This is a genomic window from Paenibacillus sp. RC84 (genome assembly GCF_041260495.1).
Taxonomy (GTDB): domain Bacteria; phylum Bacillota; class Bacilli; order Paenibacillales; family NBRC-103111; genus Paenibacillus_F.
Genome location: NZ_JBGBYL010000008.1, coordinates 134,726 through 160,394, shown reverse-complemented (window position 1 = coordinate 160,394; position 25,669 = coordinate 134,726). Strand labels below are relative to the sequence as shown.

General features: G+C 53.3%; 23 protein-coding genes. 10 read left to right on the top strand and 13 right to left on the bottom strand.

Going from position 1 to position 25,669, the window contains the following annotated elements:
• Window positions 1-215 precede the first annotated feature (215 nt).
• The gene (locus ABH899_RS18875) at window positions 216-1,358 is read left to right on the top strand and encodes a Gfo/Idh/MocA family protein (protein WP_369999335.1); all 1,143 of its coding nucleotides are present in this window, start codon (window positions 216-218) and stop codon (window positions 1,356-1,358) included.
• 622 nt (window positions 1,359-1,980) lie between these two features.
• Here the strand turns inward: ABH899_RS18875 and ABH899_RS18870 are convergent.
• Window positions 1,981-3,189 (bottom strand): hypothetical protein, encoded by a 1,209-nt coding sequence (locus ABH899_RS18870; RefSeq protein WP_369999333.1) that lies wholly within the window; start codon window positions 3,187-3,189, stop codon window positions 1,981-1,983.
• A gap of 230 nt (window positions 3,190-3,419) precedes the next feature.
• Here ABH899_RS18870 and ABH899_RS18865 point away from each other — a divergent pair, with 230 nt between their 5' ends.
• The 4 genes from ABH899_RS18865 (at window position 3,420) to ABH899_RS18850 (ending at window position 7,208) form a co-directional block, all read left to right on the top strand.
• A complete protein-coding gene (locus tag ABH899_RS18865) occupies window positions 3,420-4,277 on the top strand; it encodes an AraC family transcriptional regulator (RefSeq protein ID WP_369999330.1) in 858 nt (285 codons plus the stop codon).
• A gap of 139 nt (window positions 4,278-4,416) precedes the next feature.
• A complete protein-coding gene (locus tag ABH899_RS18860; protein WP_369999328.1) occupies window positions 4,417-5,517 on the top strand; it encodes a Gfo/Idh/MocA family protein in 1,101 nt (366 codons plus the stop codon).
• 209 nt (window positions 5,518-5,726) lie between these two features.
• Window positions 5,727-6,587 (top strand): sugar phosphate isomerase/epimerase family protein, encoded by an 861-nt coding sequence (locus tag ABH899_RS18855; protein ID WP_369999750.1) that lies wholly within the window; start codon window positions 5,727-5,729, stop codon window positions 6,585-6,587.
• Window positions 6,588-6,818: 231 nt separating this feature from the next.
• Window positions 6,819-7,208 carry a hypothetical protein gene (locus ABH899_RS18850; protein ID WP_369999326.1) on the top strand — a complete coding sequence of 130 codons (390 nt, stop codon included), beginning with the start codon at window positions 6,819-6,821 and terminating at the stop codon, window positions 7,206-7,208.
• Between the two features lie 99 nt (window positions 7,209-7,307).
• Here the strand turns inward: ABH899_RS18850 and ABH899_RS18845 are convergent, their stop codons facing one another.
• A complete protein-coding gene (locus tag ABH899_RS18845; protein ID WP_369999323.1) occupies window positions 7,308-8,573 on the bottom strand; it encodes a glucuronate isomerase in 1,266 nt (421 codons plus the stop codon).
• A gap of 61 nt (window positions 8,574-8,634) precedes the next feature.
• Entirely contained in the window at window positions 8,635-9,402 is a 768-nt protein-coding gene (locus tag ABH899_RS18840) for an SDR family oxidoreductase (protein WP_369999320.1), read from the bottom strand.
• Between the two features lie 306 nt (window positions 9,403-9,708).
• Between ABH899_RS18840 and ABH899_RS18835 the strand changes: the two genes are divergently transcribed.
• Window positions 9,709-10,563: an AraC family transcriptional regulator gene (locus ABH899_RS18835; protein ID WP_369999317.1), complete on the top strand. Its 855-nt coding sequence runs from the start codon at window positions 9,709-9,711 to the stop codon at window positions 10,561-10,563.
• Window positions 10,564-10,711: 148 nt separating this feature from the next.
• On the opposite strand, the gene ABH899_RS18830 is transcribed toward ABH899_RS18835, so the two are convergent.
• The 4 genes from ABH899_RS18830 to ABH899_RS18815 all read right to left on the bottom strand — a co-directional run bounded on the left by ABH899_RS18830 (window position 10,712) and on the right by ABH899_RS18815 (window position 14,323).
• On the bottom strand, window positions 10,712-11,812 hold the full coding sequence (locus tag ABH899_RS18830) for a YitT family protein (RefSeq protein ID WP_369999314.1): 1,101 nt from the start codon (window positions 11,810-11,812) through the stop codon (window positions 10,712-10,714).
• Window positions 11,813-11,894: 82 nt separating this feature from the next.
• Window positions 11,895-13,136 (bottom strand): cation:proton antiporter, encoded by a 1,242-nt coding sequence (locus tag ABH899_RS18825; protein WP_369999311.1) that lies wholly within the window; start codon window positions 13,134-13,136, stop codon window positions 11,895-11,897.
• A gap of 4 nt (window positions 13,137-13,140) precedes the next feature.
• Complete coding sequence (locus ABH899_RS18820) at window positions 13,141-13,635, bottom strand: cation:proton antiporter regulatory subunit (protein WP_009675736.1); 495 nt, start codon at window positions 13,633-13,635, stop codon at window positions 13,141-13,143.
• A 328-nt stretch (window positions 13,636-13,963) separates the two neighbouring features.
• Complete coding sequence (locus ABH899_RS18815) at window positions 13,964-14,323, bottom strand: hypothetical protein (protein WP_369999308.1); 360 nt, start codon at window positions 14,321-14,323, stop codon at window positions 13,964-13,966.
• Window positions 14,324-14,549: 226 nt separating this feature from the next.
• Here ABH899_RS18815 and ABH899_RS18810 point away from each other — a divergent pair, with 226 nt between their 5' ends.
• The gene (locus tag ABH899_RS18810) at window positions 14,550-15,242 is read left to right on the top strand and encodes a M24 family metallopeptidase (RefSeq protein WP_369999305.1); all 693 of its coding nucleotides are present in this window, start codon (window positions 14,550-14,552) and stop codon (window positions 15,240-15,242) included.
• A gap of 32 nt (window positions 15,243-15,274) precedes the next feature.
• Here ABH899_RS18810 and ABH899_RS18805 read toward each other — a convergent pair whose 3' ends face one another.
• Both ABH899_RS18805 and pdxR read right to left on the bottom strand, forming a co-directional pair.
• Window positions 15,275-16,036: an HAD-IIB family hydrolase gene (locus ABH899_RS18805; protein WP_369999302.1), complete on the bottom strand. Its 762-nt coding sequence runs from the start codon at window positions 16,034-16,036 to the stop codon at window positions 15,275-15,277.
• Between the two features lie 421 nt (window positions 16,037-16,457).
• Complete coding sequence (gene pdxR, locus ABH899_RS18800; protein ID WP_369999299.1) at window positions 16,458-17,837, bottom strand: MocR-like pyridoxine biosynthesis transcription factor PdxR; 1,380 nt, start codon at window positions 17,835-17,837, stop codon at window positions 16,458-16,460.
• Between the two features lie 262 nt (window positions 17,838-18,099).
• Here pdxR and ABH899_RS18795 point away from each other — a divergent pair, with 262 nt between their 5' ends.
• Window positions 18,100-18,741 (top strand): iron-containing redox enzyme family protein, encoded by a 642-nt coding sequence (locus ABH899_RS18795; protein WP_218230892.1) that lies wholly within the window; start codon window positions 18,100-18,102, stop codon window positions 18,739-18,741.
• 19 nt (window positions 18,742-18,760) lie between these two features.
• Window positions 18,761-19,210, top strand: coding sequence for a hypothetical protein (locus tag ABH899_RS18790; protein WP_009675647.1), 450 nt, complete (start codon window positions 18,761-18,763; stop codon window positions 19,208-19,210).
• Window positions 19,211-19,370: 160 nt separating this feature from the next.
• On the opposite strand, the gene ABH899_RS18785 is transcribed toward ABH899_RS18790, so the two are convergent.
• From ABH899_RS18785 to ABH899_RS18775, 3 genes are all read right to left on the bottom strand, one after another.
• Window positions 19,371-21,425 carry a glycerophosphodiester phosphodiesterase family protein gene (locus tag ABH899_RS18785; protein WP_369999295.1) on the bottom strand — a complete coding sequence of 685 codons (2,055 nt, stop codon included), beginning with the start codon at window positions 21,423-21,425 and terminating at the stop codon, window positions 19,371-19,373.
• 231 nt (window positions 21,426-21,656) lie between these two features.
• The gene (locus tag ABH899_RS18780) at window positions 21,657-23,414 is read right to left on the bottom strand and encodes a fibronectin type III domain-containing protein (protein WP_369999292.1); all 1,758 of its coding nucleotides are present in this window, start codon (window positions 23,412-23,414) and stop codon (window positions 21,657-21,659) included.
• Between the two features lie 356 nt (window positions 23,415-23,770).
• Window positions 23,771-24,055, bottom strand: coding sequence for a GNAT family N-acetyltransferase (locus ABH899_RS18775; protein WP_369999289.1), 285 nt, complete (start codon window positions 24,053-24,055; stop codon window positions 23,771-23,773).
• Window positions 24,056-24,163: 108 nt separating this feature from the next.
• Between ABH899_RS18775 and ABH899_RS18770 the strand changes: the two genes are divergently transcribed.
• Complete coding sequence (locus tag ABH899_RS18770) at window positions 24,164-24,613, top strand: GNAT family N-acetyltransferase (RefSeq protein WP_369999286.1); 450 nt, start codon at window positions 24,164-24,166, stop codon at window positions 24,611-24,613.
• Between the two features lie 64 nt (window positions 24,614-24,677).
• Here ABH899_RS18770 and ABH899_RS18765 read toward each other — a convergent pair whose 3' ends face one another.
• On the bottom strand, window positions 24,678-25,640 hold the full coding sequence (locus tag ABH899_RS18765) for a DUF4097 family beta strand repeat-containing protein (RefSeq protein WP_369999283.1): 963 nt from the start codon (window positions 25,638-25,640) through the stop codon (window positions 24,678-24,680).
• Window positions 25,641-25,669 lie beyond the last annotated feature (29 nt).

Here is a 25,669-nt window from a genome sequence, read left to right as displayed (position 1 = left end):
AATGTAAGTTTATTATCATCGTTTGGAGCGCTTTCAACAATGCAAGAAATTAAGGTTTGTGGTTTACTTTTTCAAGATTGTTAACTTTTTCAACTGAACAACCAGAGTCAAATCCTCCGGCCAACTGGCAAAGCGCAGTAAAACGTTCCCCGTCACAGCCGTGCTAAACTAATACAAAACGGCCTTGATCTATGCCGGGGAGGATGGTTGTACAGATGGAAGTTGTCCGTATCGGAATCATCGGGTTAGGTAATATGGGATCGGCGCATGCGAAATATTTGATTGAGAACAAAGTAAAAGGCGGGGTGTTGGCCGCCGTGTGCGACCCGCGTACCGAGCGGCTGGAATGGGCGGCCCGGGAATTCGGGAACGTCGTGGCGCGCTTCACCGGGATCGAAGAGATGTACGCCTCCGGCACGATCGACGGCGTGATCATCTGCACGCCGCATTACGGCCACCCCGCGGAAGCCGTCGCGGCTTTCCGGCACGGTCTGCACGTGCTGACGGAGAAGCCGGCCGGCGTCTACACGAAGCAGGTCCGCGAAATGAACGAAGCGGCCGCGGCGGCCGGCAAAGTGTTCGGCATTATGTACAACCAGCGCACGCAGCCGCTTTACAAGAAGCTCCGGGAGCTGATCAGGCAGGGCGAGCTCGGGGAAATCCGCCGGATCAATTGGATCATCACCCTCTGGTACCGGTCCCAGAGCTACTATGATTCCGGCGGATGGCGCGCCACATGGGCCGGAGAAGGCGGCGGGGTGCTCATCAACCAGTCGCCTCATCAGCTCGACCTGTGGCAGTGGGTGACCGGCATGATGCCCAAGCGGCTGCGCGCCTTCTGCGCTTTCGGCAAGCACCGGGACATCGAGGTCGAGAACGAAGTGACCGCCTACGCGGAGTACGAGAACGGAGCGACGGGCGTATTTATCACGTCCGCCTGCGAAACGCCGGGTACGAACCGGCTTGAAGTGGCAGGTAACCTGGGCAGAATGGTCATCGAAAACGACAAGCTGACCTTCTACCGACTGCGGCAGTCGGAGACGGAATTCAACCGCACCTATAAGGGCGGCTTCGGTGAGCCGGAGGTGTGGAAAATCGACATCCCCGTCGGAGGCGAACGCGGGCAGCACCACCTCATCACCCAGGATTGGGTGAACGGCATTCTTCACGGCACTCCCCTGATCGCTCCGGGCGAAGAGGGCCTGAAGGGGCTCACGCTCTCGAACGCCATGCTGCTGTCCGCGTGGACGGACGAATGGGCGGAGCTGCCGCTGGACGAAGACCGGTTCTACGGGCTGCTCCAGCAGAAAATACAGGCTTCCGGAGCCGTGAAAAAGGATATACAACCGTACATTTAATCTCTTCGCCGTTCTTCATAATAATTTTCTCTTTATTTTTATGCAGTGTTTTAGTAAGCGCAGCAATGAATTCTTGAACGGATCAATCCTCCCGATAACGCAAAATAACACTTTCATTATCATATTAACCAATTTTTGACTTGAGGTTATGGTCATGTTATCTTAGCTTAAACAAACATTAGTGCCCAGAGAAATATTCTAAACTGCCCCTCAAAAATTAATCTTTGATTTATACTTAAATATAAACTTAAGATTATATGTGAAAGGAGTTATATCGTGCGCTCAATTGGCTTCTTAATAATTACCTTGTCACTGTTAACTTGTAGTTTACTGTTAGTTGTAGGTCAGATGTCAGTATCAATTAAAATGGCAGGTACGGGAGCAGTTTCTTACGGAAATTTCTTTGAAGAAGTCCCTATAATAGCATTTTGTTTAGTAATAATAACTTTGTTACTTGGTGTGTTACTAATAAGTAAAAAAGAATAGAGGAAATACATTCTGGCATTTCACCAAAATTTAGACTGAAATTGCGTTGAAAATATAATAACGCAGATAAAAGACCGGTAAAGGTCTCTCTTCTGCGTTATTATATTTACTGAACTAATGTTACTGGCAGATAAAATCAATAATAATATCTTACTTCTTGGGTAGAAGTATCACTATAGGTTTTTGAATCGTACGTATAAACGATATATTCTTCGAGATTAATTGCTGCTGTTGAACTACCCTTAGAAGCCCAGGCAGTTCCAGGTTTATAGGTTGCAGGATACTGTAGCCACGACTGCGACCATGTTGGTTTCCACGAAAACTTCGATATGCCGGTTGACTGAGAACCAGTTGAGGTAAGAGAGGCTGAGGAGTTGAGTGAAAATTGCCATTGTACAGCCCACGGTAAAGCAACAGTAAATACAGAACTTGAAGAAGTTGATTTAGGAGCAAAATCCCTTTGTATGTCAGTTGAATATGGTAGAGAATGAATAATATCATATGTGTTGCCTGAGCCACCTGAGCTTGTGCTGAATACTCTTGCTCCATTGTAGAAATTAGTCTCTACGGAATGTTCAATGTAAAAATAATCATAATTGGGGTCACTATCACTTTCTTTGTTTTGGTGCAAAATCCAGAATACATTTTGATAAAAAACTTTTGTGGAATTCTGATATATAGTTTTTGTAATATTGTATTTTGAAGCTACGTTCGGATCCGATGAATAATCTAATATACTAATATCATTGGATTTAAAAGGAGCTTCATTAACGATACTCATGACTTCTTGAACAAAAATGTCTCTATGGTTTTTTAGATTTATAGATGGTTCTGCTTTATCACTTACTACATTTTTGATTTGTCGTAAGTATGGTTTTCTCGGATTATTAGGGTCAATTCCAACAATTTGCCATTTTTCTTCTTCGGAAGATATTATGGCTCCTTTATCACTGGATTTATGATTAGGTCTTTCTTCAACTACTATTCCTAACAGAGATTCAACATCTGAAAGTTTTATATCCGAACCATAAAAATAAATAATACCACCTTTTTTAAAATGTTGAATAGCTCGTTTACTGTAAGAAGGATTTGAGGAAATATCATCAAAATTAACGGCTATTTGGTTGGTATTGTTTTCTGAAGATGAACCTTGCGGGTTGAATTTCTTTAATAATTTTGTCGCTTCTTCATCTGAGGATCGAGATCTTAATTCTTTTACCGCCTTCTCAACTTCATTATCTAAGAAAATGATGTCAGCCTTTTTGGAACTATTGTCAGCAAAAGAAGAGGAAGAAAAGGATAAAGATAGGACTATACTCATTGCTACTAAAACATTTTTTTTCATTAGTAAAGCCTCCTATTTGATTTTATTGATAGTGGTCAGCTCATCAAAGTAAGTAACATTAAGTCGAGGTCATCTAATTTCATTAACAAATATGCCATATATTTCATTTTATGTATATAAAAAAACACTTTATTCAAATAGAAAAGGGAAGCGCTTCCATGCTACACTGAAGACAGAAAGGCCGCTTCCGGGCGGCCCTTACATCCCGATAAAGCGTGGTGCTCTCCCGCATGTTCATGAACCTGCACGACCGCGAAGATATGCTCGGCCTGAGCTACCGCAACGAGGGGAAGGTCGATTCCGTTTTTCATTCCCATGCGTATTACGAAATTTATTACTTCCACAGCGGAAGCTGCAATTATCTGATCGGCGGCAACATCTATATGCTCCAGCCCGGGGATCTCATCCTCATGAACGGCATGACGCTTCACTGCCCCAAGGTCGACACCGCCGTCCCTTATATCCGGACGACCGTGCATTTTGAGCCGGCGGGGCTTAAGCCGTATCTTGAGCTGCCTCATGCGGTCAATGTTCTCCAGCCTTTTCAGGAATTAAAAAACTGCCGCCTCACTCTTCGCGGCCCCGAAAAGGAGGAAGCGGAGCGCATCCTGCACGAAATGAGCGTCCACTGCAAGAAGGACGGTTTGACCGCCTACAACCGCCTCCACCTCGCATTCCTGGACCTGCTGTATTTCATTCACGAGCAGTGTCAGCGGACGCTGCGTACGGGGCGTGAATTCTCTTCCGAGAAAGAAAAACACGTCCAGCGTATCGTCAGCTTTCTCGAAGAGCACTTTGCGGACGATCTGCACTTGGAGCATCTTCAGGAGCACCTAAACTTCAGTAAATTTTATTTATCTAAAATATTTAAGGAAATCACGGGACTGACTATTTTTCAGTTCGTGTACCGCCGCAGAATCAACGAGGCCAAAACGTTGTTCCTGCACAATCCCGGCCACTCCGTTACCGATGTGTGCCTGCAGGTCGGCTTCAAGCATCTCGCTCATTTCAGCCGCTTGTTCAAGCAGCAGGTCGGACTGACGCCGGAAAAATACAAGAAAACCGTCCGCGAGCAGCTTTCTTCTTAACGGCCGGCCTCCGGATTGGCATCATTTGAGAAGGGTTCACACAGTCGGGGGATTCACACCAACCGGTTCCGCAAATAAACCGGGAACCGGACTTGGTCTGCGCCAGCATAGGCCATAGCCATGAAAGGAAGGGTTTCTTTTGCACAAAAAAGACGGCATGAACTACGCTCCCGAAGGAAAACCGGCGCCGGTCGTCGCGCGGGGCGACTTTATTTTCGCCGCTGCGGGATTGGAGCACGGCCATATTTACGGCATGTGCAACGGACTGCGCGAAGCCGGGGGCGAGCTGAAATGGGTCTACGACCCCGACCCGGTAAAAGTAAAAGCTTTCCTCGCGGCCTATCCCGGCGTACGCCCCGCCACGTCGCTGGAAGAGATTTTGCAGGATGAAGAAGTAAAGCTCGTAGCTGCCGCCGCCATTCCGTGCGACCGCGGGCCCCTCGGCGAGAAAGTCATGCGCAGCGGTAAAGACTACTTCACCGACAAAACGCCGTTTACCGCGCTGGACCAGCTTCAATCGGCCAAAAGAACGGAAGCCGAGACCGGCCGCAAATACGCGGTCTATTTCAGCGAGCGGCTGCATGTCGAGAGCGCCGTCTTCGCGGGACAGCTCATTCGCGACGGAGCGATCGGGCGTGTCGTGCAGGTGCTCGGCCTCGGCCCGCACCGGCTTAACGCCGCTTCGCGGCCCGGCTGGTTCTTCGAGCGGGCCAAGTACGGCGGCATCCTGTGCGATATCGGCAGCCACCAGATCGAACAGTTTCTGTTCTTTGCCGGCTGCCGGGATGCACAGGTACTGCACAGCAAGGTCGCCAACTACAACAACCGGCAGTATCCGGAGCTGGAGGATTTCGGCGACGCGACCCTGCTCGGAGACAACGGGGCGACCCAGTATTTCCGCGTCGATTGGCTGACGCCGGACGGCCTGTCCACATGGGGTGACGGCCGCACCGTTCTCCTCGGCACGGACGGCTACATCGAGCTGAGGAAATACGTCGATATCGCCCGCAGCGCGCAGGGCGATAACCTGTACCTCGTGAACGGCGAGGGCGAGCGCCGGCTTGAGCTGAGCGGGAAAGTCGGCTATCCGTTCTTCGGGGAGCTGATTCTTGACTGCCTGAACCGCACGGAGCATGCGATGACCCAGGAGCATATTTTCAAAGCGGCCGAGCTCTGCCTGTTTGCCCAGCGGGACGCGGTCAGGGCCGAGTTTCCCACTTCAAACACTTGGGGACCTTAACTGATGATCTGGGCTGCATGACAATGGATTTAGCACTCGCTGTCTGATTCCCCGGTTAGTGTCTTGGGCATTCAAAGATTGACTGGACTAGGTAATCCTCAGCCCTAAACTACCGATCACAGTCGAGATACCTCGTCGAGCGCTGTGAACGGCACGCAGTATAGCGATTTACACATAACCAACCTATCCGACCGGAGGTGTCCTACCGAATGAAACTGTCCGTGTTTACCGTCGCTACACCCGAGCTGTCCCCGGAGCAGCTTGCCGCCGCTGCCAAAGAAGCCGGAATCTCCGGCATCGAATGGCGATACAAAGAGATTCCGCCCGAGATGGCCGGTGAAGCGCCGTCCTTCTGGCGCAACAATCTCTGCTCCATCTCGCCGGAGTGGGACGATGCCGAGCTGAGCCGCTTTCGAGACGCCGCCGCGCGTCACGGGCTGCGTTCCCTCAGCGTGACGCCTTACCTCGACGCCGGCGATCTGGAAGGCACGGAGCGCGTGCTGGGCGCCGCCCGCCGGCTCGGCGCTTCCTTCATCCGGCTCGGCGTGCACCGCTATGACCGGACGCGGAACTTCCGCGAGCTGTTCGGGCTGCAGCGAGCCTATCTGCGCGAGGCGGAAGCCTTGTGCCGGCAGTACGGCGTGAAGGGGCTCGTCGAGACGCACCACGTCACGATTGCGCCGAGCGCCTCCGCCGCCTATCGCCTCGTGGAGGGGCTGCAGTCCGAGCATATCGGCGTGCTGTACGACCCCGGCAACATGGTCTACGAAGGCTTCGAGAATTACCGGATGGGGATGGAAATTCTCGGCCCTTATCTCGCCCACGTGCACGTCAAGAACGGGGGCTGGGCGCCGGGTGCCGATGAGAACGGCATGACCCGCTGGGTTTCCGCCGCCCGCCCCATGAACCGGGGAATGGCCGACTGGCGGCAGGTCGTCGCGGATCTCCGGGCGGTCGGCTATACGGGCTGGCTGGGCGTCGAAGATTTCAGCGGCGAGCTGCCGGGCCCGGAGATGCTGAAGAAGTTCAGCGCTTTTATGAACGGGCTGATGCAGCCTTCCGAGGCGTAGAGGAACCGTTCGAGCGATAAAAAAAACCAGCCGGGTTTTCCGGCTGGTTTTGCTGTTTCGGGGGGAGCGGGAAAACATGCGACTCTTTTTCTTGCAGACCGCCTCCCTCTATTTATCCACGCTATTTAAATTCCATTATTATCCATGTACAATAGAGATACATCGGTTCCTCTTTTGATGTCATCCCCGTACAATTCAGTGCCATTCAAAATTTTACTAGGGAGGACGTCCGTGAAGAAAATTTTTATATTAATCGTGCTGATTTTATCCGCGGCAGGATGCGAAAGCCGACCGGAAGCCGAACCGGCTCCAAAACCATTAGCAGATTTTTACCAAACCGATTGGGGCAAAATCGATCGGATCGATATCCGCAACGGCGCCACCGGCGAACTAAAAACATTCAAGGAGAACGATATTCTCCGAAAATGGATCAATGAAGCCCGCATTATAGAGATAACCCCCGATCCAAATCAGGAAGCGAGAACAGGTTTTAGATATTCAGCAAACTTATATGAAGGCGATCAGCTAAAGTTCGGCTTTACGGATAGCCACATCGGGAACGCATATATACTTCCTTCAGAACAGCTTTATCATCTGCTTAAGAGTTTGTTCGAATCCTAAAATTTTAAAAAAAGGCGTCCCCTTTGTTATCTGAGCTAACAAGGAAGACCGCCTTTTCTTCATTTTTCAGCGCCAAATCCGCGCGCCACCTCTCAGCGCCTACCTCGCCTCTCTGCCCAAAAACCGCCAGAAATTGCGATGATACAGGTCATCGAAATCACGCTGGATCTCTTCCTCCGTCACGTACCAGCCGCTGCCGTGCAGCTTTTCGTACTTGTCCGCAAGCACCCGGCCGATGATGGAGCGGGAATGCTCCCACTTGTAAATTAGCTGCTCTAGAACGCGGCAGTCCGAGTGCTGCGGAATGACGGAGGTTCCGAGAAGCTCCACCCGGAAGCGGGTCATCTCCTCCACGATGGATTCCACGTGAAGGAACCACCAGCAGCCGAAAATCATCAGGTTGCGGAATTTGCGCGCAAGCACCGCAAGCTCATGCTGATTTTCGCGGGCCAGCATCGTGACCAGGAATTTCTGGTCCGGATAGCGCCGGCAGAGGGCTTCCACCGCGGTCACGTCCGAGTACATGCTCATGTCGCCCGCCAGACGGAGGCCCGGATTGACCGAGCGCCGCACTCCGATCATGAGAGCAAAAGGAATGCCGTGCTCGCGGCACACCGGGATCATCGCTTCGTCGATCATCCGGCTGCGGTGATCGTCCGACGGATACACGAAATCCCCCGGCATGGAGACCGCCAGATAGAGCGCATCCATCCGCCGGGTCCATTCCGACAGGAAGCGGCGGACTTCCCCGCGCGTCTCCTCCGTCCATGCCTCCTCCACGCGGTATCCGAGCTGCTTCAACTCGCCCGCTGCCTGCGGCCAGTTGTTCAGCAGCGCATCTACACGCAGAGCCGCGGAGAAACGCGGATCCGTATTGCCTCCGCGGTCCAGCCACACCGTTCGCTCGGCCGCATCGAACGGGTCGTTCGTCATGACAATGCGCTCCACCTTGGCGAGCTTCATGACCGTGTCGAGCTGTCCGCGCAAATCCCGACCTGCCAGGTTGCGGCGGTACTCTTCCAGGTTACGGCTGGAAACATCCAGTCCGAGCCGGTTCAAAATCGTGATCAGTCCGCTTGCGGCCTCGCTCACCGGGGAATGATCGACGAACAGCTTTTTCCAGATGGTATCCGCCTGCTCCCTTTTCGGCATCTCCCAGAAAGCCTCATAAGAGTCCTCCGACCAACGGAAAGATTCCGAGATCAGATAGTGATAAGTCAGCAATTCATCGATTCCCCAGAGCAGAGAGTCTTCAAAATCAGCGGAATACAGATGGGTATGCATATCGGTGACCGGGGTGGAGGCGGCCAGCCTCCCGACGATTTTCCTCAGTTCCGCCGCGTTTTGGATCGTTTGTGCCTTCATGGTTCCACATCCTTTTGATAGGGGTAGATGCAAAAAAAGTCCCGACAAGAAGTGCTATGTTCTAAATCGTCATTGCCCCGAATCCCCCGTCGACCCGCAGGATAGAGCCGGTTACGAAACCTGAGGCCGCGGATGAGGCCAAGTACACGGCGGCGCCTTGAAGCTCGCGCGCTTCACCGAACCGGTTCATCGGCGTATGGCTCATAATGGAGGAAATCCGCTCCTCCGAAAGAATTTTGCGGTTCTGTTCCGCCGGGAAAAATCCCGGTACGATCGCATTCACGCGCACTCCGGCCGGAGCGAACTCCCTTGCCAAATATTGGGTCACGCTGTTCACACCGGCCTTTGAGGCGGAATAGGTGAACACCTTCGACAACGGCGGATCGGCCGATACGCTCGAAATGTTGATGATGCTGCCGCCGTGACCGCTTTCCACCATATATTTGCCGAAGACCTGGCAGGCCAGCATGACGCTTTTCAGATTGACGTTCATGATGCTGTCCCACTCCTCTTCCGTGATCTGGAAAAAAGGAGTCGCGCTGTTTTTGCCCGGACAGTTGAGCAGGATATCCACTCTGCCCGTCCAGTCCAGCACTTCATCCAGGACACGCCGCAAATCCGCCGAGGACGTTGCGTCCGCCTGGAAGCAGCGGGCCTCGTCGCCCCCTTGCTCTATGCGGTCGCGGACCGCAACGGAGGTATCCGGATTGCGGCCCACAACGGCCACCTGCGCTCCGTGTCCCGCCAGTCCGGCCGCCATCTCCCCGCCCAGCGTGCTGTTGCCGCCGATGACGACAGCCGTTTTGCCCGTTAAATCGAATAAGTTCATATGAGTGTGACTCCTTTGGGGTGCTCCGGCTATGACGGATTGTCCGATTACATATAATAAGGACATTAACTATCTTCTCCCACGCATAAGCCGGGCCTTTTAGTGAGACAAACGGATTCGCTTTATTGATCTACTTCTACCGTACCATGAGCTGCTGTAGAGCGCTTTCTTCTCGTTATGCACCTACCTTCACTTATTTATATCTGATTGGTGTGATTGTCGGAGAGGGCATGCTAAACTGTGTATAAGATTAGGTTGATTAATTAACTGACTGAACAGATACCCGCAAACCCGGAGGACAGCCTTATGAGCCTGATGGAAACCTTTACGAGGCCGATAGAAGCCCTGTATAACACATCCCGCATTCCCGCCGGCTTCCATTCCCATCTTTATTATGAACTTTATTATTTTCACAGCGGGCAATGCAGCTACCTGGTCGGGGACCGGATTTATACCCTTTCCCCGGGCGATCTTCTTCTGATGAACGGTATGACTTTGCATTATCCCAAAATCAATCCGGCTTTCGAGTACTGCCGCACCATTGTGCACTTCGATCCGGCCTATGCCGAGGGGCTGTTCCGCGCGCCCTTTCACACTCCGGTGCTGAACCCGTATAAAAGAACGGATAACCGGCTGATTTCTCTGGAGCCTGGCGAACGGGCGATTTTGGAACCCATGCTGGAAGAATTGTGCTCCCTGTCCGGAGAAAGCGATTCTTTATGTCGCGACCGGTTCCTCGCTTCTTTTATGCGGATCCTGCTTCAAGTGTATGAAATCGCCGACAAACCCCGTAACCGGAGCCACGAGCCCGCCGGACCCAGACAGCAGCATGTGCAGCAGCTCATTTCTTTTGTGGAGGCGCATTACACCGAGGATTTGTGCCTGGATGACATCGCCGCCGCCGTCCACTTGAACAAGCACTACCTCGTCAAAATGTTTAAGGAAACGACCGGTATCACCTTGTTTCATTATTTGTACCGGCGCCGTATCAACCAGGCGAAAGTTCTTTTCACCCTGGAACCCGAAAAAAGCATCACCGAGACCGCCTATGAGGTCGGCTTCAAGCATTTGTCGCACTTCAGTCAGACGTTTAAAAAGTTTACCGGCCTGACGGCGGACGAATACCGCAAACAGGTGCTGAACACCTATCCGAAGGAGTGAGGTGCCGTTTAGGGTCTGCTTCGCGTTAAAATACAAGAAGGCACCGCAGTTACTTGCTGCGGTGCCTTCTTGTTCCGGCGGGTAAACCTCCCCGGCAAAGGGTTTGTTCTTGCTCTTGCTCTTGCTCTTTTCCCGCTTATACAATCCGCTATTCCGCCAAGCTTCCGTCCCTTCTTCGCCCCCGCGAATCCGTCACGATACCGGCGGCCGGGTCGATCGCTTTCACAATGGCTTTCAAGCGGGCTTCCTCCATAAAATGAATGGTGTAAGAAAGGCTGCGGCCTCTGCTGCGGCTGAAGCCTTCGCTCATCGCTTCATTCGGCGCTCCTTCGTCCGGCCCCGGGCCGCTCCCTTTCGCCCCTCCCCCCGTAGGCTCACGAGGCTCGATAGGCCGGAAGTTTGCCATGACCCGCCTGGATCGCCTGCTGAAAAAACGTTCCGCGGCCCGCTCCAGCCCGTAAGCTTGACGCTCCTCCGGGAACTCTCTTTTTGCAGCCGCCCCACGTTTTTCCGCCTCTTCAGCTTCGCAGTCAAATGCCTTCCGTCCAAGCCTGGCCTCCATCTCTTTCTCGATTTCGGCGCAGTGCCCGCTTACAATCGTAATCCGGCGGTGCACGGAAAACCCCCGCAGGCTGAAATGCACCGTTTCATATGCGAGCAGGTAAGCGAGAATGGAGTACATCGCCTGCTCCCAGCCGTAAATAAAGCCCGCTCCCGCCAAAATAAAGCAGTTCAGCAGCATAAAATCTTGATCTTTGAAACCGAATTTCACCAGTTTCTCAGTGTGGTCCCGCGTTTCCAGCGTATCCAGGGTACCCCCGTAGCGGATGACCAGACCGATTCCCAGCCCCAGAGATACTCCTCCGAGAAAAGCCGCCGACATCGGATTTTCGATCAGAGCCGGTACCGGATGCAAGATAAGGGCGCTGAGCGAAAATACGAGCAAGCCGAGAACCGTGAGCACCGCGAAATTTCGCCGGACCTGCCGGTACGAAAGCAGAATAAGCGGCAGGTTCAGCACGAACAGAAACAGGCCGAGCTTCATCTCCGTAAAATGGGCCGCCAAAGCGGAAAGGCCCGTCATTCCCCCGACCAGCATGCGGTTCGGAATCAGGAACAGCTCCAGCCCGACTGCGGCCAGCACGCTCCCGCAAATCACCATCAAGAGCTTGAAACACCACTGTGCCAAGGACCAGCCGCCCATTGTTTCTCCGGCCGGACCGATGCGGACATTTTGCAAAAGTTTCATCGGAATTCCTCCTCATCGCTTAGATTCCGTCCTTACAGGACCGTACAATCAGCCAGCGTCCGAGTGCGAATATCCGGCGGCATTACCCGCTTCCTTCCTTTTGCAGAACGGTTTTGCCCTCCTTTTTGCCGGACGCGTCTTTGAAAGGAATCACTTTATTCATCCACTTGTAAATGGTTTTGCTTTCCTTGGTAAGCAGCGGCCCGAGAATCGCCATGATAAGTACGTACAGAGCCGCGAAGGGCTGTAAAACCGCCAGCAGTCCGCCCGCTTTGCCGAGATTGGCCATAATAATGGAAAATTCGCCGCGCGATACAATGGTCAGGCCGATGTTGGCCGAAGCCTTCGAAGGCAGACCGGCGCTTCGTCCCGCCAGCATCCCGGCGGCCAAGTTGCCGATCAGGGTAATCGCGACGGCTCCCAGCGACATCCAGACGGCTCCGCCGAGCGCCAGGGGATCGATGGTCAGTCCGAAGCTGAAGAAGAAAATAGCGCCGAAGAAGTCCCGGAACGGCATGATCAGATGCTCGATCCGCTTGGCGTGCTCCGTCTCCGCCAGGACAAGCCCGACGAGCAGAGCTCCGATCGCTTCCGCGACATGAATCGTTTCGGAGAATCCCGCTACGAGGAACAGCGCCGCGAAAATCACGAGCGCGAACAGCTCGTTGGAGCGGATGTTCAGCAGCCGGTTCAGGAGTGGAACGGCTTTTCTGCCCGCTACGAGCAGCACCAGCATAAATCCGAGCGCGATGAGCGCGGAGAGCAGCACGCCTCCCAGTGTTGTGGAACCGCTTAGGACGAGTCCTGATAGGATAGAGATATAGACGGCGAGGAAAACATCTTCGAACATGATAATACCGAGGATCATTTCGGTTTCGGGATTGGCCGTTCTTTTCAGATCGACCAGCACTTTGGCCACGATGGCACTGGAGGAAATCGTCGTAATTCCGGCAATCACCAGAATTTCGGCTAGAGGAAAACCGAGCGCCCAAGCGAATAAGACGCCCAGCGTAAAATTAATGAGGATATAAATCGTACCGCCCACGGCGATGGAACGCCCCGACTTGATAAGCCGGCCTACCGAGAACTCCAGTCCCAGATAGAACAGAAGGAACAGGACCCCGATCCGGCCCATAAACTCGATCAGCGGCGCGCTTTCAATGAACCGGAAATCAAAATGCCAGAACTCCAGCGCGTGCGGACCTACGGCCATCCCGATCAGAATATAGAAAGGAATGACCGAAAAGCGGAGTTTGGCCGACAACAACCCGGCCGCCGCAATAAGCGCGATAGCCAGACCTACCTCAAAAACCATGTGATTCATCTATTCAACCACTTCCATTCTTTAAAATGTGCCGGAACAATTTTTGCTGCTGTCTTTCCCCGACCACGATCAGAGTCGAGTCGGCGGACAAGACATAATCCGGTCCCGGATTGATCTGCTTGCCGTGATTTTTGTCGACCACCGCAATGATGGTCGCTCCCGAATTTTGCCGGACGTCCAGCTCGCCGATTGATTGGCCGATGCACGCATACTCCGGGTCCATCTTGTACCATTCGATGATCAAATCGTCCAGAGCCACTTCGATCGACTCCAGCGCCTTCGGTTTATACGTCAATCCGCCTACGATTGCGGCAAGTTGACGGGCTTCATCGTCGTCAAGGGTGACCATGGACAAGCTCTCGTCGGGATCGTCATAGTGAAAATGGTACATTTCACGTCTGCCGTCGTCATGAAGGATAACGACGATCTTATCTCCGCCGCGGGTATTCATCAGAAACTTCTTTCCTATCCCCGGCAAATCGGATTCTCTTACGTACATAGCGGAATAGCCTCCTATAAATGAGTGTAATTAGGGACCGTTCGGTCCTGCTTCAAACCGCCCGCGCCCTTCCCGGCCGTAAGGAGTCCAGGAATTCGGGCAGACGGGGGCCTTGCCGCCCGGCTTATTTTTTCGCCGAGGCTCATCATCGTTTCCAATATCATCCACGTTATTTTTATACATGTTTATGCATTATTTATACATTTAGGTAGTTTTAGACAGACTCAAAGAAACCCTTAACAAGCGGCCGAAAAATTTGACAGCAGGTGCTTTCGTTTAACATTCGGATGAATGGGACTATACGTTTTGCCGGATAACGGCTGAGAACTTAAACCACGTAATTCGACGTGAATTTGATGGGTAGAAGAAGTTGTTTGCGCCTTAACAGGCAGAAGAAGGGTTTGTACCGGAGCCCCGGGATGGGAGCTTTAAAGAGGGTAAACAAGCACAGCACGAATAAAACCACGAGGGTGTTGGCCGCCTTCATCATTTTGGCAAAATGATGGGTAACGGCTTTGCGGATCACATACTTGGATTTGTGTTCGCTAAGCGGAGGGACAGACTCATACGTAGAGGATGACTGGCTGGCCGCGGCCTCCTGAGTCAGAGGCACGGGCGCGGAGAAGCTCAGCAGGAAGGACAGCGCAAGAAACAGACACCAGCGAATGATCGCGTTCCGTTGCTTCATCGTCTCCCCCCTTTTGTAATCTGTTACAACTATGATAACACATTTTGCGCGATTTCGAAACAGTCCGGCGCTTATTTTATGCATTTTTTTGTTTGATTATGCAAAAATACCGGCGATCTGTCCTTACTTTCTTGCCGAATCTGTAACTTTCCAACTCGTCCCTCGGCCCGTACAATAGAGAAGGAGATAATTGGATACCTGTTAGAGAGAGAGGAGACATACAACAATGGCAGCAACCCGACAGGAGCGTCATACAAATTTACGCGAGGCGGAAAAGAAAGCCCTTGCGCTTTTCGAATTGGCCGAAGCGAAAGGAATTCTGCGCAGCGGCGTTACGGAGAAAGAATTGAACCGGGAAATTTATCAGTTCGCCTTCGAGCTTTACGGGATCAAAAAGTACTGGCACAAGCGGATCGTCCGTGCGGGAAGCAATACGCTTCATCCGTACCGGGAAAATCCGCCCGACAGAATGGTGGAGCCGGGAGACATTCTCTTTATCGACTTCGGCCCGATCTTCGAAGATTGGGAAGCCGATTTCGGGCGCACGTACGTGTTTGGAGACGATCCTCTTAAAAATAAACTGCGGCGGGACGTCGAACTCGCCTGGCATGACGGCAAAGCCTTCTTCGAATCTCGTCCGGACATAACGGGCAGCGAGCTTTACGATTTTATGACCGCTTTGGCCCGCGATTACGGCTGGGAGTATGGCGGCCCTCACGCCGGTCATCTTATCGGGGAATTCCCTCACGAGATCGTACAAGGCGAAGAGGTCGAGAATTATATCCATCCCGACAATCACATCAAGATGAGGGATAACGATAAAAACGGCCTGCCCCGCGACTGGATCCTGGAGATCCATTTTGTGGACCGCGAGCGCGAGATCGGCGGCTTTTTCGAGCAGCTGCTGACTGTGGACTAATCATCCGCAAAAAAAAGGAGCCTGCCCGGCACTCAAACGAGTACCGTGCCGAGCTCCTTTAATTTTTGCAGGATATTCTCCTCTGTCCGGTCGTCGACGGCGATTTTCTCCTTGGCGAGTTCAGCCAGCGCGTCATGGTCCCCGATCAGCACCGAATGCTTCGCTTTCCGGAAAAGCGGCAGATCGTTGTTGTCGTTGCCGAAACAAATGAACTCCTCCAGCGGGAGCCCGCAGCCGCTCAAGGCCGCCATCTTATTGACGCCTTGGCTGGTCACATCCAGAATGCCCTCCGAGGAGTGATGATGGATCGTAACGTCCAGGGCTCTCAGCTTCGCGGACAACTCCTCAAATCGGCTGCAGGAGAGCACAACGATTTTGACAAACGATTGAATGTCGTCCAGCTCCACGCGTCTCGCCAGCCCATGGGGGTCCACATTAGCCAGGAACGGGTGCCCGGGACTCAGACGGTAAGCATAGTTCCATGTATCGTCGATAAGATATTCGGCCTCATAATCATTCAGCAGGTTAACGATTTGCCCGGCTAACGGCCCGGGAATCGGCTGGTACGCCAGCGGCTGCTTGCGGTAAAACGTCATCGCGCCGTTCGCCCCGATCAGCAGATGTCCGCCGAATCTTTCGTCCAGGACGGGAAGCATATCCCGGCAGGGCCGCGCCGATGCGAAGCCCACAAAGTGCCCGGCATCTTCCAACTCCAGCAAAACATCCAGAATGCGCTTCGAAATCGGCTGTCCTTTGAAGCAAATCGTTCCATCCAGGTCAAAAATAAAGTTCATGTTCACGCCCACCTTACTCGGTTGATGTACCTAATCGTAACGGGTACGGTCCGTCCGTTAAAGGGACAGAACGCGCAAAGTGAGCAGGACACCCGGCAGGCGTCCGGCAAGCTAGCGGCAGGTTACGCCCGCCATGTAATGACCGCTCAGGCCTGTGAGCCGTAAGGGGCGTTACAGGCTTCGGGCAGTACGGCACAGCTGAGCCTTCCAGTAATGTGGTCCGAGGCCGGACGTACCGTGGACAGCTGAGCCCTCCCGCAATGCGGCGCGAGAACGGGCATGCGGGCACAACCGCGCCCTCCGATAATGCGGTCCGAGGCCGGCTATGCGGGCACAGCCGAGCGTGGCGCAGCCCCGCCTTCCCGCTCAGAGCAGCCTGCGCAGCGGGAACAAGCGTCCGCCGCCGTCACAATCCGGCGGCTCAGAACCACGCTTCCGCCAGCGCCTTCACGCCGGCGGAAATTTCCTCCCGGCCCAGCGCCCCGTATCCGAGCAGCACGGTCGGATACTCGTCTCCGGGCCGCAGCCAGTACCGGGCGGTGCCGTACACCCGCACGCCCTTTTCCAGGGCCGCTTCGATCAGCTCGTCCTCCGACCGGTCCGTCCGTACGGTCAGAAAAGCGTGAAGCCCCGTATCTTTTCCCTCGGCCTGCGCTTTTCCCGGCATATACCGTTCAAGGGCCTCCGCAAAATACCGCTGCTTCTCCTCGTAAAGCCTCCGCATCTGCTGCAGATGCTTGTACCAGTAGCCGTCGGACAAGTACCGCGCGAAGGTGAGCTGGTCCAGTCTGGAAACCGGCTGGTCGTACTCCGGGACTTTCGAGTGAAACTCGGAAAGAAGTCCGGAGGGCAGCACCATGTAGCTGAGATTGAACACCGGCAGCAGCGCCTTGGAGATCCGGCCGATGTAAACCGTCTTGTCCGGAACCACGCTCTGAATCGCGGGAAGAATCCCTTCCTCGTATTTGAACTCCCATTCGTAATCGTCTTCGATGAGATATTCGCGGGAGCGGGCCCAATCCGCCAGCTCCGTTCTTTTATCGGCAGGCATCGTCATCCGGTTCCTGAACTGCTGGGAGGGGCTTACATACATCACGTTCGCGCCGCTACCCGTCAGCTCCCGAAGCGAGACGCCGCTGCCGATCAGTGGAATCGGATGGACACGAAACCCCAGATTCAAAAACGTATTCCGGGCCCCGTCGTATCCGGGATTCTCGACGCCGATCCTGTGCTTCTTCACGTCGAGAAGCTGGCTTAACAGCATCACGAGCTGCTGGGGGGCCGCTCCCACGACGATCTGGTTCGGGGTAGACAGAACGCCCCTCGATTCATACAAAAGCCTGGAAAGCTCCTTGCGGAGCGGATATTCCCCCTGATTCGTTCCTTCGACGGCATAACGGCTCTGATACTGCGCGACCAGGAGATTCCGCACCTTGTTCCAATGCCGGAAGGGGAACGTCCCCAGCTCAATATTGCCGTAGCGGAAATCCGTCGCGACTGTCCGTTCGGAGATATTTGCCGCTTCCGCCCGGATAACCTCGCGAGAGGATGCATCCGGCTCGTACGTCACGCAGTAGCCTTTTTTGGGGATATTCCGCAGATACCCTTCCGATATCAGCAGCTGATAGGCGTTTTCCACGCTATTTTTACTGACGCCGAAAGACCGGGCACTGCTGCGGAGCGAAGGAAGATAGTCTCCGCTGCGCAGCCTTCCTTCCCGGATCCCGTTTTTGAAATAGGTATATAACTGGTGAAAAATCGGTTTTTTGCTGGCCGAAAAATCCAGCGTAAATTCACGCATGACGCCGCACCTCCTGAGCTTGGATGCTTCCTCCGGCTGAACCGGAGAACGTTTGGCATACAGCATCCTGATCGTTAACGAGTGCCGCACTTCCTAATTTTATCATGCATATCCTGCCTGTCCCGTCCACGATTTCAGTCCTATCTTCCCAAACTTCACCCGAACTTTCAAGTGAACATAATTTAATAGAAATTTGTCGTTATTTGTCTTAAAAATTTACATTATTTTACCGATATACATGTAGAAAGGGGAGAATTCCTGAATGACAAACGTAACAACCACCAAAGAAGAAGTTATCGAAAGAATCAGCGGGATTATTTCATCGGAGCTTGCGCGTGTTAAAACCGAAAATCCGTTCTTTTTGAATTTCCCGGCGGAGAAAGATCCGCAGTATTTTGTCTGGTGCAACAACCTCTATCATTTATCCAAACATTTTGGCGAGCTGCTGAAGCTCAGATGGGAACGGTTCCCGGATGTGGACCACGATGTTTTCTCCACTCACTATGACGAAGAGAAAGACCATGCCGAGATGCTCCGCAAATGGATGATCGGCATCGGCTTGGACGATCCGGAAAACCATACAGCCAATTACGAGACGGAACACTTCATCTCTCTCCAATACCGTGCCGTTGCGGCCATGGATGAAAATATGTCGCTGCTGATCATCAACAGCACGAGCGAAGGCTTCGCTCACGCCGTCTATCTTCACGCCTACAAAATTTTGCAGGAAACCGGATTTACGGATCTTGAATACTGGGCGATTCACTGCGAGGCGGACGAGGAACACAGCCAAGTGTATCATCTCATCCAGAACATGACCGAAAAACAGCTGCAGGAAGCCGAGCATCTCGTTAAGTATACCTGCAACACGCTGGACGTCATGCTCGCATCTTGGTTTAAATAATTAGCGAAGGGGTAACAAAATGAGCGTTCTACTGAAAGATAAATTCAGCTCCAACATGGATAAAGCCAACCTGGTTTTTGCCTGGCAGGTCGTCGATAACCTGACGGTCGAGGAAGCCCGGGAAGCGGCTCGCATCATTACCGAAACTGTGGCAAACAGCGCCAAAGCGGGCAAAGTCAAGCTGCTCGTCGACAACCGTTTTATGGAGCGCGACGGACGTCCGATCGTGTTCACACCGGAGGTCAACAGCATTTGGGAAGAAGCGCAAAGAACCGTATTCCCTCATGTTTCCCACATTGCCGTGCTGTGCAGCGGTTCGATTATGAAGATGCAGATGGACCGCATCTCCAGAAACTCGAACATTTCCGATATTCAAAAAAGCTTCTGGAACAAAGAAGATCAGGCTATGCTTAAAGAAGCTTTCGATTTCCTCGGCATAAGCTCCAACGATCTCGTCAAAAACAAGTAACGGCCGAACGACCCGAGTCCCGCGTTTCCTCCCGAGGAAACCGGGGCTTTTTTCGCGCTTCCGTCTTCTCCATGAAAAAAAGCGCACAAATCCCGCAGGATCGTGCGCTTTTCCCCCTAGCGTAAGCTTCCAACGCGTGGTTCGAAAGAACATGTTTCGGTCAGCTCGGTTCTTTAATTTCCCGAACTTCCAGCGTAATGGGCTGCGTGTACAAATCGTACTTGCTGCCGCCGTCGATGACCGCCGTATATCTCAGAAGAGCGTGAGCTTTGCCCGGTCTTTTCGCCGTGATCCGGCTTCCGTAAGCTTCCACGCTGCTTTCGCCGTCGAGCAGAATCACATCGGCCGCCTTCTCCAGCCGTTCGCCTTTGAACGTTTCCACAAGCACGGACAGGTCCTTGCTTTCGTAGTTGCCGATGACGATATGGTCCTGTACCGGTTTAACGTAAGCCGCCCAATCCGAAGCCCAGAACGCGTAGTCCGTCGTAATGCCGAACGCGCCGTAACAGAAAAATTTCGCAAAATTGCTTTTGTCGTTAAACGTCCAAGGAGAGATCAGAACTCCCCGGTGCTTGGCGGCTTCCATAAAGTTCGGCCCCAGCCCTTTGTAAGTGGTATTGAACGTGGTATTTCTCAGCTGCATCAGCCGCAGCGTGTTGGTCAGCGATCCGTCGATATTCGCCTCATTGGCGGTTTCCCCGGTCAGCAGCCCCATCGGCATTTCGGGCATCAACTCGGAGAGACGTTGCAGCTGGTCCGGATTGAAAGCCATCGTGTTGATCAGATCTTCGGCGCCTTTATCTTTAACCACCTTAACAAAAGCATCCATCGCCGCCGGGTTCTTCGATTTCATCTCGGCCATAATCATCTTGCCCTGGCTGCGGGCGAGATCGATCTGCTCTTCGAGCGTCGGTATCTGGACGTACGGGAATCCGGCCGGATGCGGTTTGTTGGCGTTCAGCTTTTTCAGCTGGGCCAGGGTAAAGTCCTCGACCTTGCCTTTGCCGTTGGTCGTGCTTTCGAGCAAAGGATCGTGAATGATCACGAGCCGACCGTCTTTTGTCAGGTACATATCGTTCTCGATAAAATCCGCTCCCGCCTCCAGGCCGAGACGGTTGGAAACGATCGTGTTCTCGGGGGCCTTCGACGGCATTCCCCGGTGACCGATAATGTACGGCTTGCGGATCAGCGTATTCCCGTGGGAATACACTTTCAGGGCTTTGTAGGCCGCTTTGGGCGAATCGGTCACAATCCCGTTAACCCCCGCCGTAATCAGCGTGTGCAGACCCAGCTCCGGGCTGGCCTTCGTCCCCGCCTCCTTCGTCCAGACGACGATCAGCCTTTGCTGAAGGTACGCGACGGAGGAACGGGAGGCCGAGGCCCCGGGCAGAATGGCGATCTTGGCCAGACTGGCCGTCGTTTTGCGGCGGATGTTCAGCAGATCGTCCGCCGACAAATTCCCGGCCGAGCTGAAATCCACGATGCCGCGCACGGCCGGATAAAGCGTTCTGGCCCGCTTGACGAGCTCGCCTTGGTCGGACACGACGAAAGCGTCCTCGATGCCGCTCTTCTTAAGCAGGCCGGCCACGCGGTCCGCCGTCTCTCCGTCCCGGACGTAGAAAGCCGGGATCATCCGGCGGCCCAGCCCGTCCAGGACGGCTTCGAGCGTACCCAGCTCCGTTTTGCCGGAAGGGTCCGTAATGCGGAGTCCGCTGCTCACATGGAGAATGACCGTGGCAGGCTTCGCCGGACCGGACAGCTCCTCCAGCTGTTCCTTGCTGCGCAGCTCCGTCACGATAGTCGGCGCGATGGCGATGCCCGTCTCCGGCTCCGTGACCTGCACGAGCCTGCTTCCCGGTTCCGGGGGCTGCTTCACCGGCTGTGCGGCGACACCCGCGCCTGCCCCGACGGGTGGAGGCGTCCCGCCCCTTCCGGCGGAAACTGCCTCTGTCGCAGCTCCGGTTTGTTTCGTTTTATCTGATAAGATGTTCGGGTGATCCGGGGTTCCGCCTGCAATCGTCGTGCCGCTTCCAAGCGCCTGACTTCCTGCATCGGCCATGTGAGCCTGCGGCATCCCCGCACGAAACGGAACCGCCATGCCCACCAGTGCCAACGTAACTCCCACATAGAAAATGTTCCAACGACGTGTCGACTGTTTGCGCTCTTTCCCTGTGGAAGGTTTCAGGTACTTGAAAAATCTTGCCGGTTGCTGCACGGCTCTCCCCCTTACATGTGGTGAAATATTCCCCACCCCGATAATCCCATGTGTATTTGCAGATTATGATGGATACTCCCTCATTGTATCAAGTTCTCATTAGCGAGTAATGTATTCTTTATAAAGAATGTTTGAATTTTCCTTAAACTTTTCTTACAAAAATAAAAGACTTCCCGACGTGGATCGTCGAGAAGTCTTTAGAGCAAATCCGCACTTACCTGAAGACGGACATTAAGGCAGCTGGTTAAGGAAAGGTTTGACCGTTTTCGCGAAGTTGTAGCTGTTCATGCCGTCCCAGTTGATGGACCAGGTCATGGCACCGCGAATGTCCGGATATTTCGCTACCGGCTTGTAGGTTCCGCAGCTGTTGCCGGTTGCCAGGCAGTTCAGCGCGTTGTTCACGACCGATGCGGATACATAACCGCCGCCCGCAGCCGAAGAGGTTGCCGGAACGCCGATACCGAGCTGGCTAGGCTGTACCCACTGGATCGCGAGGTCCGTAAGAGCCGTCAGGAAGTCGACGGTTCCCTGCGAGTAACACTTGCCGTCACGGCCGAGCATACAGCCGGAATTGTAGAACTGGGTGTTGATCACTGTCGTAATGTCTTTCACATTGTTGTAGAACTGGATGTAGCTCGTTTGGTTGTTCTGCATGTCGATCGTTTGCGGAGCCATGGTCAGGATGAAGCCGGAGCCGACTTTCGCCTGAATCTGGCGGACCGCCGTGGTCAGGTTCGGAACGTTGAAGCCGTGCTCCAGATCCACGTCGAGGCCGTCAAATCCATATTCCGTAATAAGGCCGGACATGGTGCTGACAAAGTTGGACACGTTCGGCGAAGCGCTGCCGAGGTCGATGTTGCCTTTCTCGCCCCCGATGGACAGGATGACTTTCTTGCCCTGCGCCTTTTTCGCTTTGATATCGTTAATCAGATCCGCATTGCTGTAACCGCCGAGAGCCTTGGACAGATCGGGATCAATGCCGAAGGTAACGCCGCCCGGCTTGGTGCGGTCCATCTCCGCGAACGATACGGCAATGATGTCGTACTCGGCCGGCACTTCGCTCAGCTTGAGGTTCTTCGCACCGTTAACGAAGTTCTGCCAGTAGCCGGTCACGATGTGCTTAGGCAGTTGACCTCCGCCTCCGCCGGTCGGCTGGGTTCTGGCCGTAACTGCCGCGCTGGCCGGAGATACGTTGCCTGCCGCATCTTTCGCCTTCACCGTGAAGGTGTAGGAAGTGTCGGCCGACAAGCCCGTTACGGTAGCGGTCAAGCCCGTTACCGTCTGCGCGAGGGCGCCGTTATTGTACACTTCGTATTGGGTGACGCCGACGTTATCCGTTGCAGCGCTCCAGGACAAGGAGACGCTGGACGTGGTCGAGCCGGTCGCAGCCAGATTGCCCGGTGCTGTCGGCGCCTGTGTATCAGAGCCTCCGCTCGTAGGCAGTGTAGTCACGCTGAGCGCGCTGCTTGCCGCCGACACGTTGCCTGCGGCGTCTTTCGCTTTCACTGTGTACGAATATGCCGTATTCGGGGTCAATCCCGTGTTCGTGTAAGTCAGCGTACTGCCGGAAACGCTTCCAACAAGCGTCGTGTCTCTGTAAATATCGTAGCCCGCGACACCGACATTATCGGTGGACGGATTCCAGACCAGCGTGATACTGGTGGAAGTCGTCGTTCCGGAAACCTTCAGGCCTGTCGGCGCTGTAGGAGCCTGGTTGTCGACTGTTCCTCCGCCTTGAACTTCTTTCCACAGGGCGGGAACGTTAGGCGGCTCCCAGCCGTTTAACGACGTATGCGGCTGTACAACCTGATAAGTTTTGCCGCTGTATGTGACCGTATCGCCCACCGCGTAGGAAGTCGATGCCGCCCAAGCTCCACGATCGGCCGCCGAAGCCATTGCGGGAATTAAAGAGGCGAACAAAGTCGCGGTCAGCAGAAAACCGGCGGTTTTCTTCACAATCGATTTTGGACCGGTTAAAATCTTTTTCATAAATGAGATCCCTCCTGAATTGGTTGATCTGCGTTCCTGGGAACGCGGAATGGAATGCATGCTGCATCCGAAGTGCTGATCGTCTTCCCACCTCCTCATGGATATAAAAAACGGTTGGCGTAAGGAATGAAAGCCCTTTCCTACTTCCATTTAAACACGGGCAGATAACCAAAAGTAGGGATAAATCTATTGAATTTAGGGAGAAGATTAAAGAATCGGCCCACAAAAAAAGCGCCATTCCGTCTGGAATGAACGCTTACGTCAAATTGCCCGGGAACCATTCCCACGGCCCCGTTCCAAATCCTGTTCCCCGGTGCAAAATACCCGCCGGACACACATGCTTTCGCCGCTAAAGTCTATTCTTCTTCACGCCGCCAAATATCGTGATATTCCTTGTGCCGCTTGAAAAGGGCGTGCGCGTACGAACAGGCCGGAACGACCGTCTTCTTCTCTTCCCTCGCCTGATCGACGACAGCCCGGACCAGCTCTTCGCCGACTTTCTGGCCCCGCAGGGATTCGGATACGAAAGTATGATCGATCACCAGCGACTCTTCGCCCAGGGGCTGATACGTAATTTCAGCGACCGCTTCCCCGTTCTCCATCACCGCGTAGCCGTTGCCTTGTTTGATCGTTTCTCTCATGGTATTGGCCTCCTCCTAATCAGTTCTTTTTATTATTAACCATTTTTTAGCCTTTCTATTTTCCGATAATCTTGGCAAACTCAAATGAGAACGGGAGGCGGCGGAAAAATGAAAGAAAAAAAGGTCAGGGAGATCCGATTATCCGATTATCCGGCTATTTATTTGTTAAACCAAGACTTCAACCCGAAGCTGCATTCATTTTCTGAACAAAAAGTAAAAGAAAAAATTGAAATCATCACCAAAAAAACAAACGATATCATTTTTGTTTGTGAACAAGACGAGGAAGTTATCGGATATATCCATGGAAGCCCCTATGAACTGCTTTTTTCCGATTCATTAGTCAACGTCTTGGGATTTGTAGTGAAAGAAACGTTCCGAAATCAGGGCGCAGGCCATATGTTGATCGAGAGTCTTGAAGCCTGGGGAAAGACCAACGGATTTTGCGGAATCAAATTATTATCCCATCCGAGCCGGACAGCGGCTCACAGATTCTATGAAAACCGCGGCTATGCGTTTACAAAGGACCAAAAGAATTTTATAAAAAAGTTCGACTGCTAGCAAAAAAGCCTTAACCCATTTCCGGGTCAAGGCCTTTTTTTCATGCATTGTTTAATGCCCTAAATTATTTCGCCAGCTGAAAATCGCCGGAACCGGTTCTTACTTTGAGCTTCACTTCGCCGCTGCCGAATTTACCTTTCAGCCGGTCTTTCTTATCGTTCTTCTCTTCATAAGAGAAGGCTTCCCAGTCGACGCTTCCGTTGCCGCTGCCGCCCTCGAAGTCGACGGCGAGCGATTTGGGCTCCTCGGTCAGTTCTATCTTCACGCTGCCGCTGCCGGATTTGAGATCCGCGTCCCGCAGAAGCTCGCCCGCTTCCACGCGGATGTCGCCGGAATGCGTCTCCCCTTGCAGAGAGGCCTTGCCCTGCTTCAGCTCGACATTGCCGCTGTGCCCTTCGAATTTCAGGTCGTTCGCCGCATACTGTTCGGCTCTGATATCACCGGAGTCCGCTTTTAGCGTAATAGCGTCTCCTTGAACGTCAGCCACGTAAATATTGCCGCTTCCCGCATTCGCAACCAGCTTGGCGGATTTAATCTCACGGAAAGAGGTGTCGCCGCTTCCCGCTTTGGTTTCAACGGAATCTCCTTTCAGAGATTCGAGGTCGATATTGCCGCTTCCGGATTGTACCCGGACGGACTTCCAGTTTTTCTCGGGCAATTCCACAACCAGCTCTACATTGATAATCGTCACGCCTACTCCGATTTCGTTAGGTTCCTCGATTCCGACCGATAACGTGTCGCCTTTGGCATCGACTTTGAGCTGAAATTTCTCCGCCTGCTTTTTGCTGACACTGCCGTCCAAGCGTACATTCACTTGGTCCCCTTCGCCTTTGACGATTCTGGTATCGGCGCTTCCTGTCTCTACGGTAATATTTTGTAGGGAAGCCGCTTCCGCCGTTTTTTCCAGATGTATGTCCTGCGTCTTGAAAGAAAGTCCGTTCCAGGAGAACACGCCCACCGGATTAAAGTAATACAGCAGCGCCAGCACCCCTGCGCCTATCAACAGAAAACCCATATTTCTTCTCATGTAATCGTTCCACTCCAATCAACCGACAT

Coding starts and splice junctions, on each gene's coding strand:
- ABH899_RS18875 (WP_369999335.1), top strand. CDS start 216: ATGGAAGTTGTCCGTATCGGAATCATCGGGTTAGGTAATATGGGATCG.
- ABH899_RS18870 (WP_369999333.1), bottom strand. CDS start 3,189: ATGAAAAAAAATGTTTTAGTAGCAATGAGTATAGTCCTATCTTTATCC.
- ABH899_RS18865 (WP_369999330.1), top strand. CDS start 3,420: ATGTTCATGAACCTGCACGACCGCGAAGATATGCTCGGCCTGAGCTAC.
- ABH899_RS18855 (WP_369999750.1), top strand. CDS start 5,727: ATGAAACTGTCCGTGTTTACCGTCGCTACACCCGAGCTGTCCCCGGAG.
- ABH899_RS18845 (WP_369999323.1), bottom strand. CDS start 8,573: ATGAAGGCACAAACGATCCAAAACGCGGCGGAACTGAGGAAAATCGTC.
- ABH899_RS18840 (WP_369999320.1), bottom strand. CDS start 9,402: ATGAACTTATTCGATTTAACGGGCAAAACGGCTGTCGTCATCGGCGGC.
- ABH899_RS18835 (WP_369999317.1), top strand. CDS start 9,709: ATGAGCCTGATGGAAACCTTTACGAGGCCGATAGAAGCCCTGTATAAC.
- ABH899_RS18830 (WP_369999314.1), bottom strand. CDS start 11,812: ATGAAACTTTTGCAAAATGTCCGCATCGGTCCGGCCGGAGAAACAATG.
- ABH899_RS18825 (WP_369999311.1), bottom strand. CDS start 13,136: ATGAATCACATGGTTTTTGAGGTAGGTCTGGCTATCGCGCTTATTGCG.
- ABH899_RS18820 (WP_009675736.1), bottom strand. CDS start 13,635: ATGTACGTAAGAGAATCCGATTTGCCGGGGATAGGAAAGAAGTTTCTG.
- ABH899_RS18815 (WP_369999308.1), bottom strand. CDS start 14,323: ATGAAGCAACGGAACGCGATCATTCGCTGGTGTCTGTTTCTTGCGCTG.
- ABH899_RS18810 (WP_369999305.1), top strand. CDS start 14,550: ATGGCAGCAACCCGACAGGAGCGTCATACAAATTTACGCGAGGCGGAA.
- ABH899_RS18805 (WP_369999302.1), bottom strand. CDS start 16,036: ATGAACTTTATTTTTGACCTGGATGGAACGATTTGCTTCAAAGGACAG.
- pdxR (WP_369999299.1), bottom strand. CDS start 17,837: ATGCGTGAATTTACGCTGGATTTTTCGGCCAGCAAAAAACCGATTTTT.
- ABH899_RS18795 (WP_218230892.1), top strand. CDS start 18,100: ATGACAAACGTAACAACCACCAAAGAAGAAGTTATCGAAAGAATCAGC.
- ABH899_RS18790 (WP_009675647.1), top strand. CDS start 18,761: ATGAGCGTTCTACTGAAAGATAAATTCAGCTCCAACATGGATAAAGCC.
- ABH899_RS18780 (WP_369999292.1), bottom strand. CDS start 23,414: ATGAAAAAGATTTTAACCGGTCCAAAATCGATTGTGAAGAAAACCGCC.
- ABH899_RS18775 (WP_369999289.1), bottom strand. CDS start 24,055: ATGAGAGAAACGATCAAACAAGGCAACGGCTACGCGGTGATGGAGAAC.
- ABH899_RS18770 (WP_369999286.1), top strand. CDS start 24,164: ATGAAAGAAAAAAAGGTCAGGGAGATCCGATTATCCGATTATCCGGCT.
- ABH899_RS18765 (WP_369999283.1), bottom strand. CDS start 25,640: ATGAGAAGAAATATGGGTTTTCTGTTGATAGGCGCAGGGGTGCTGGCG.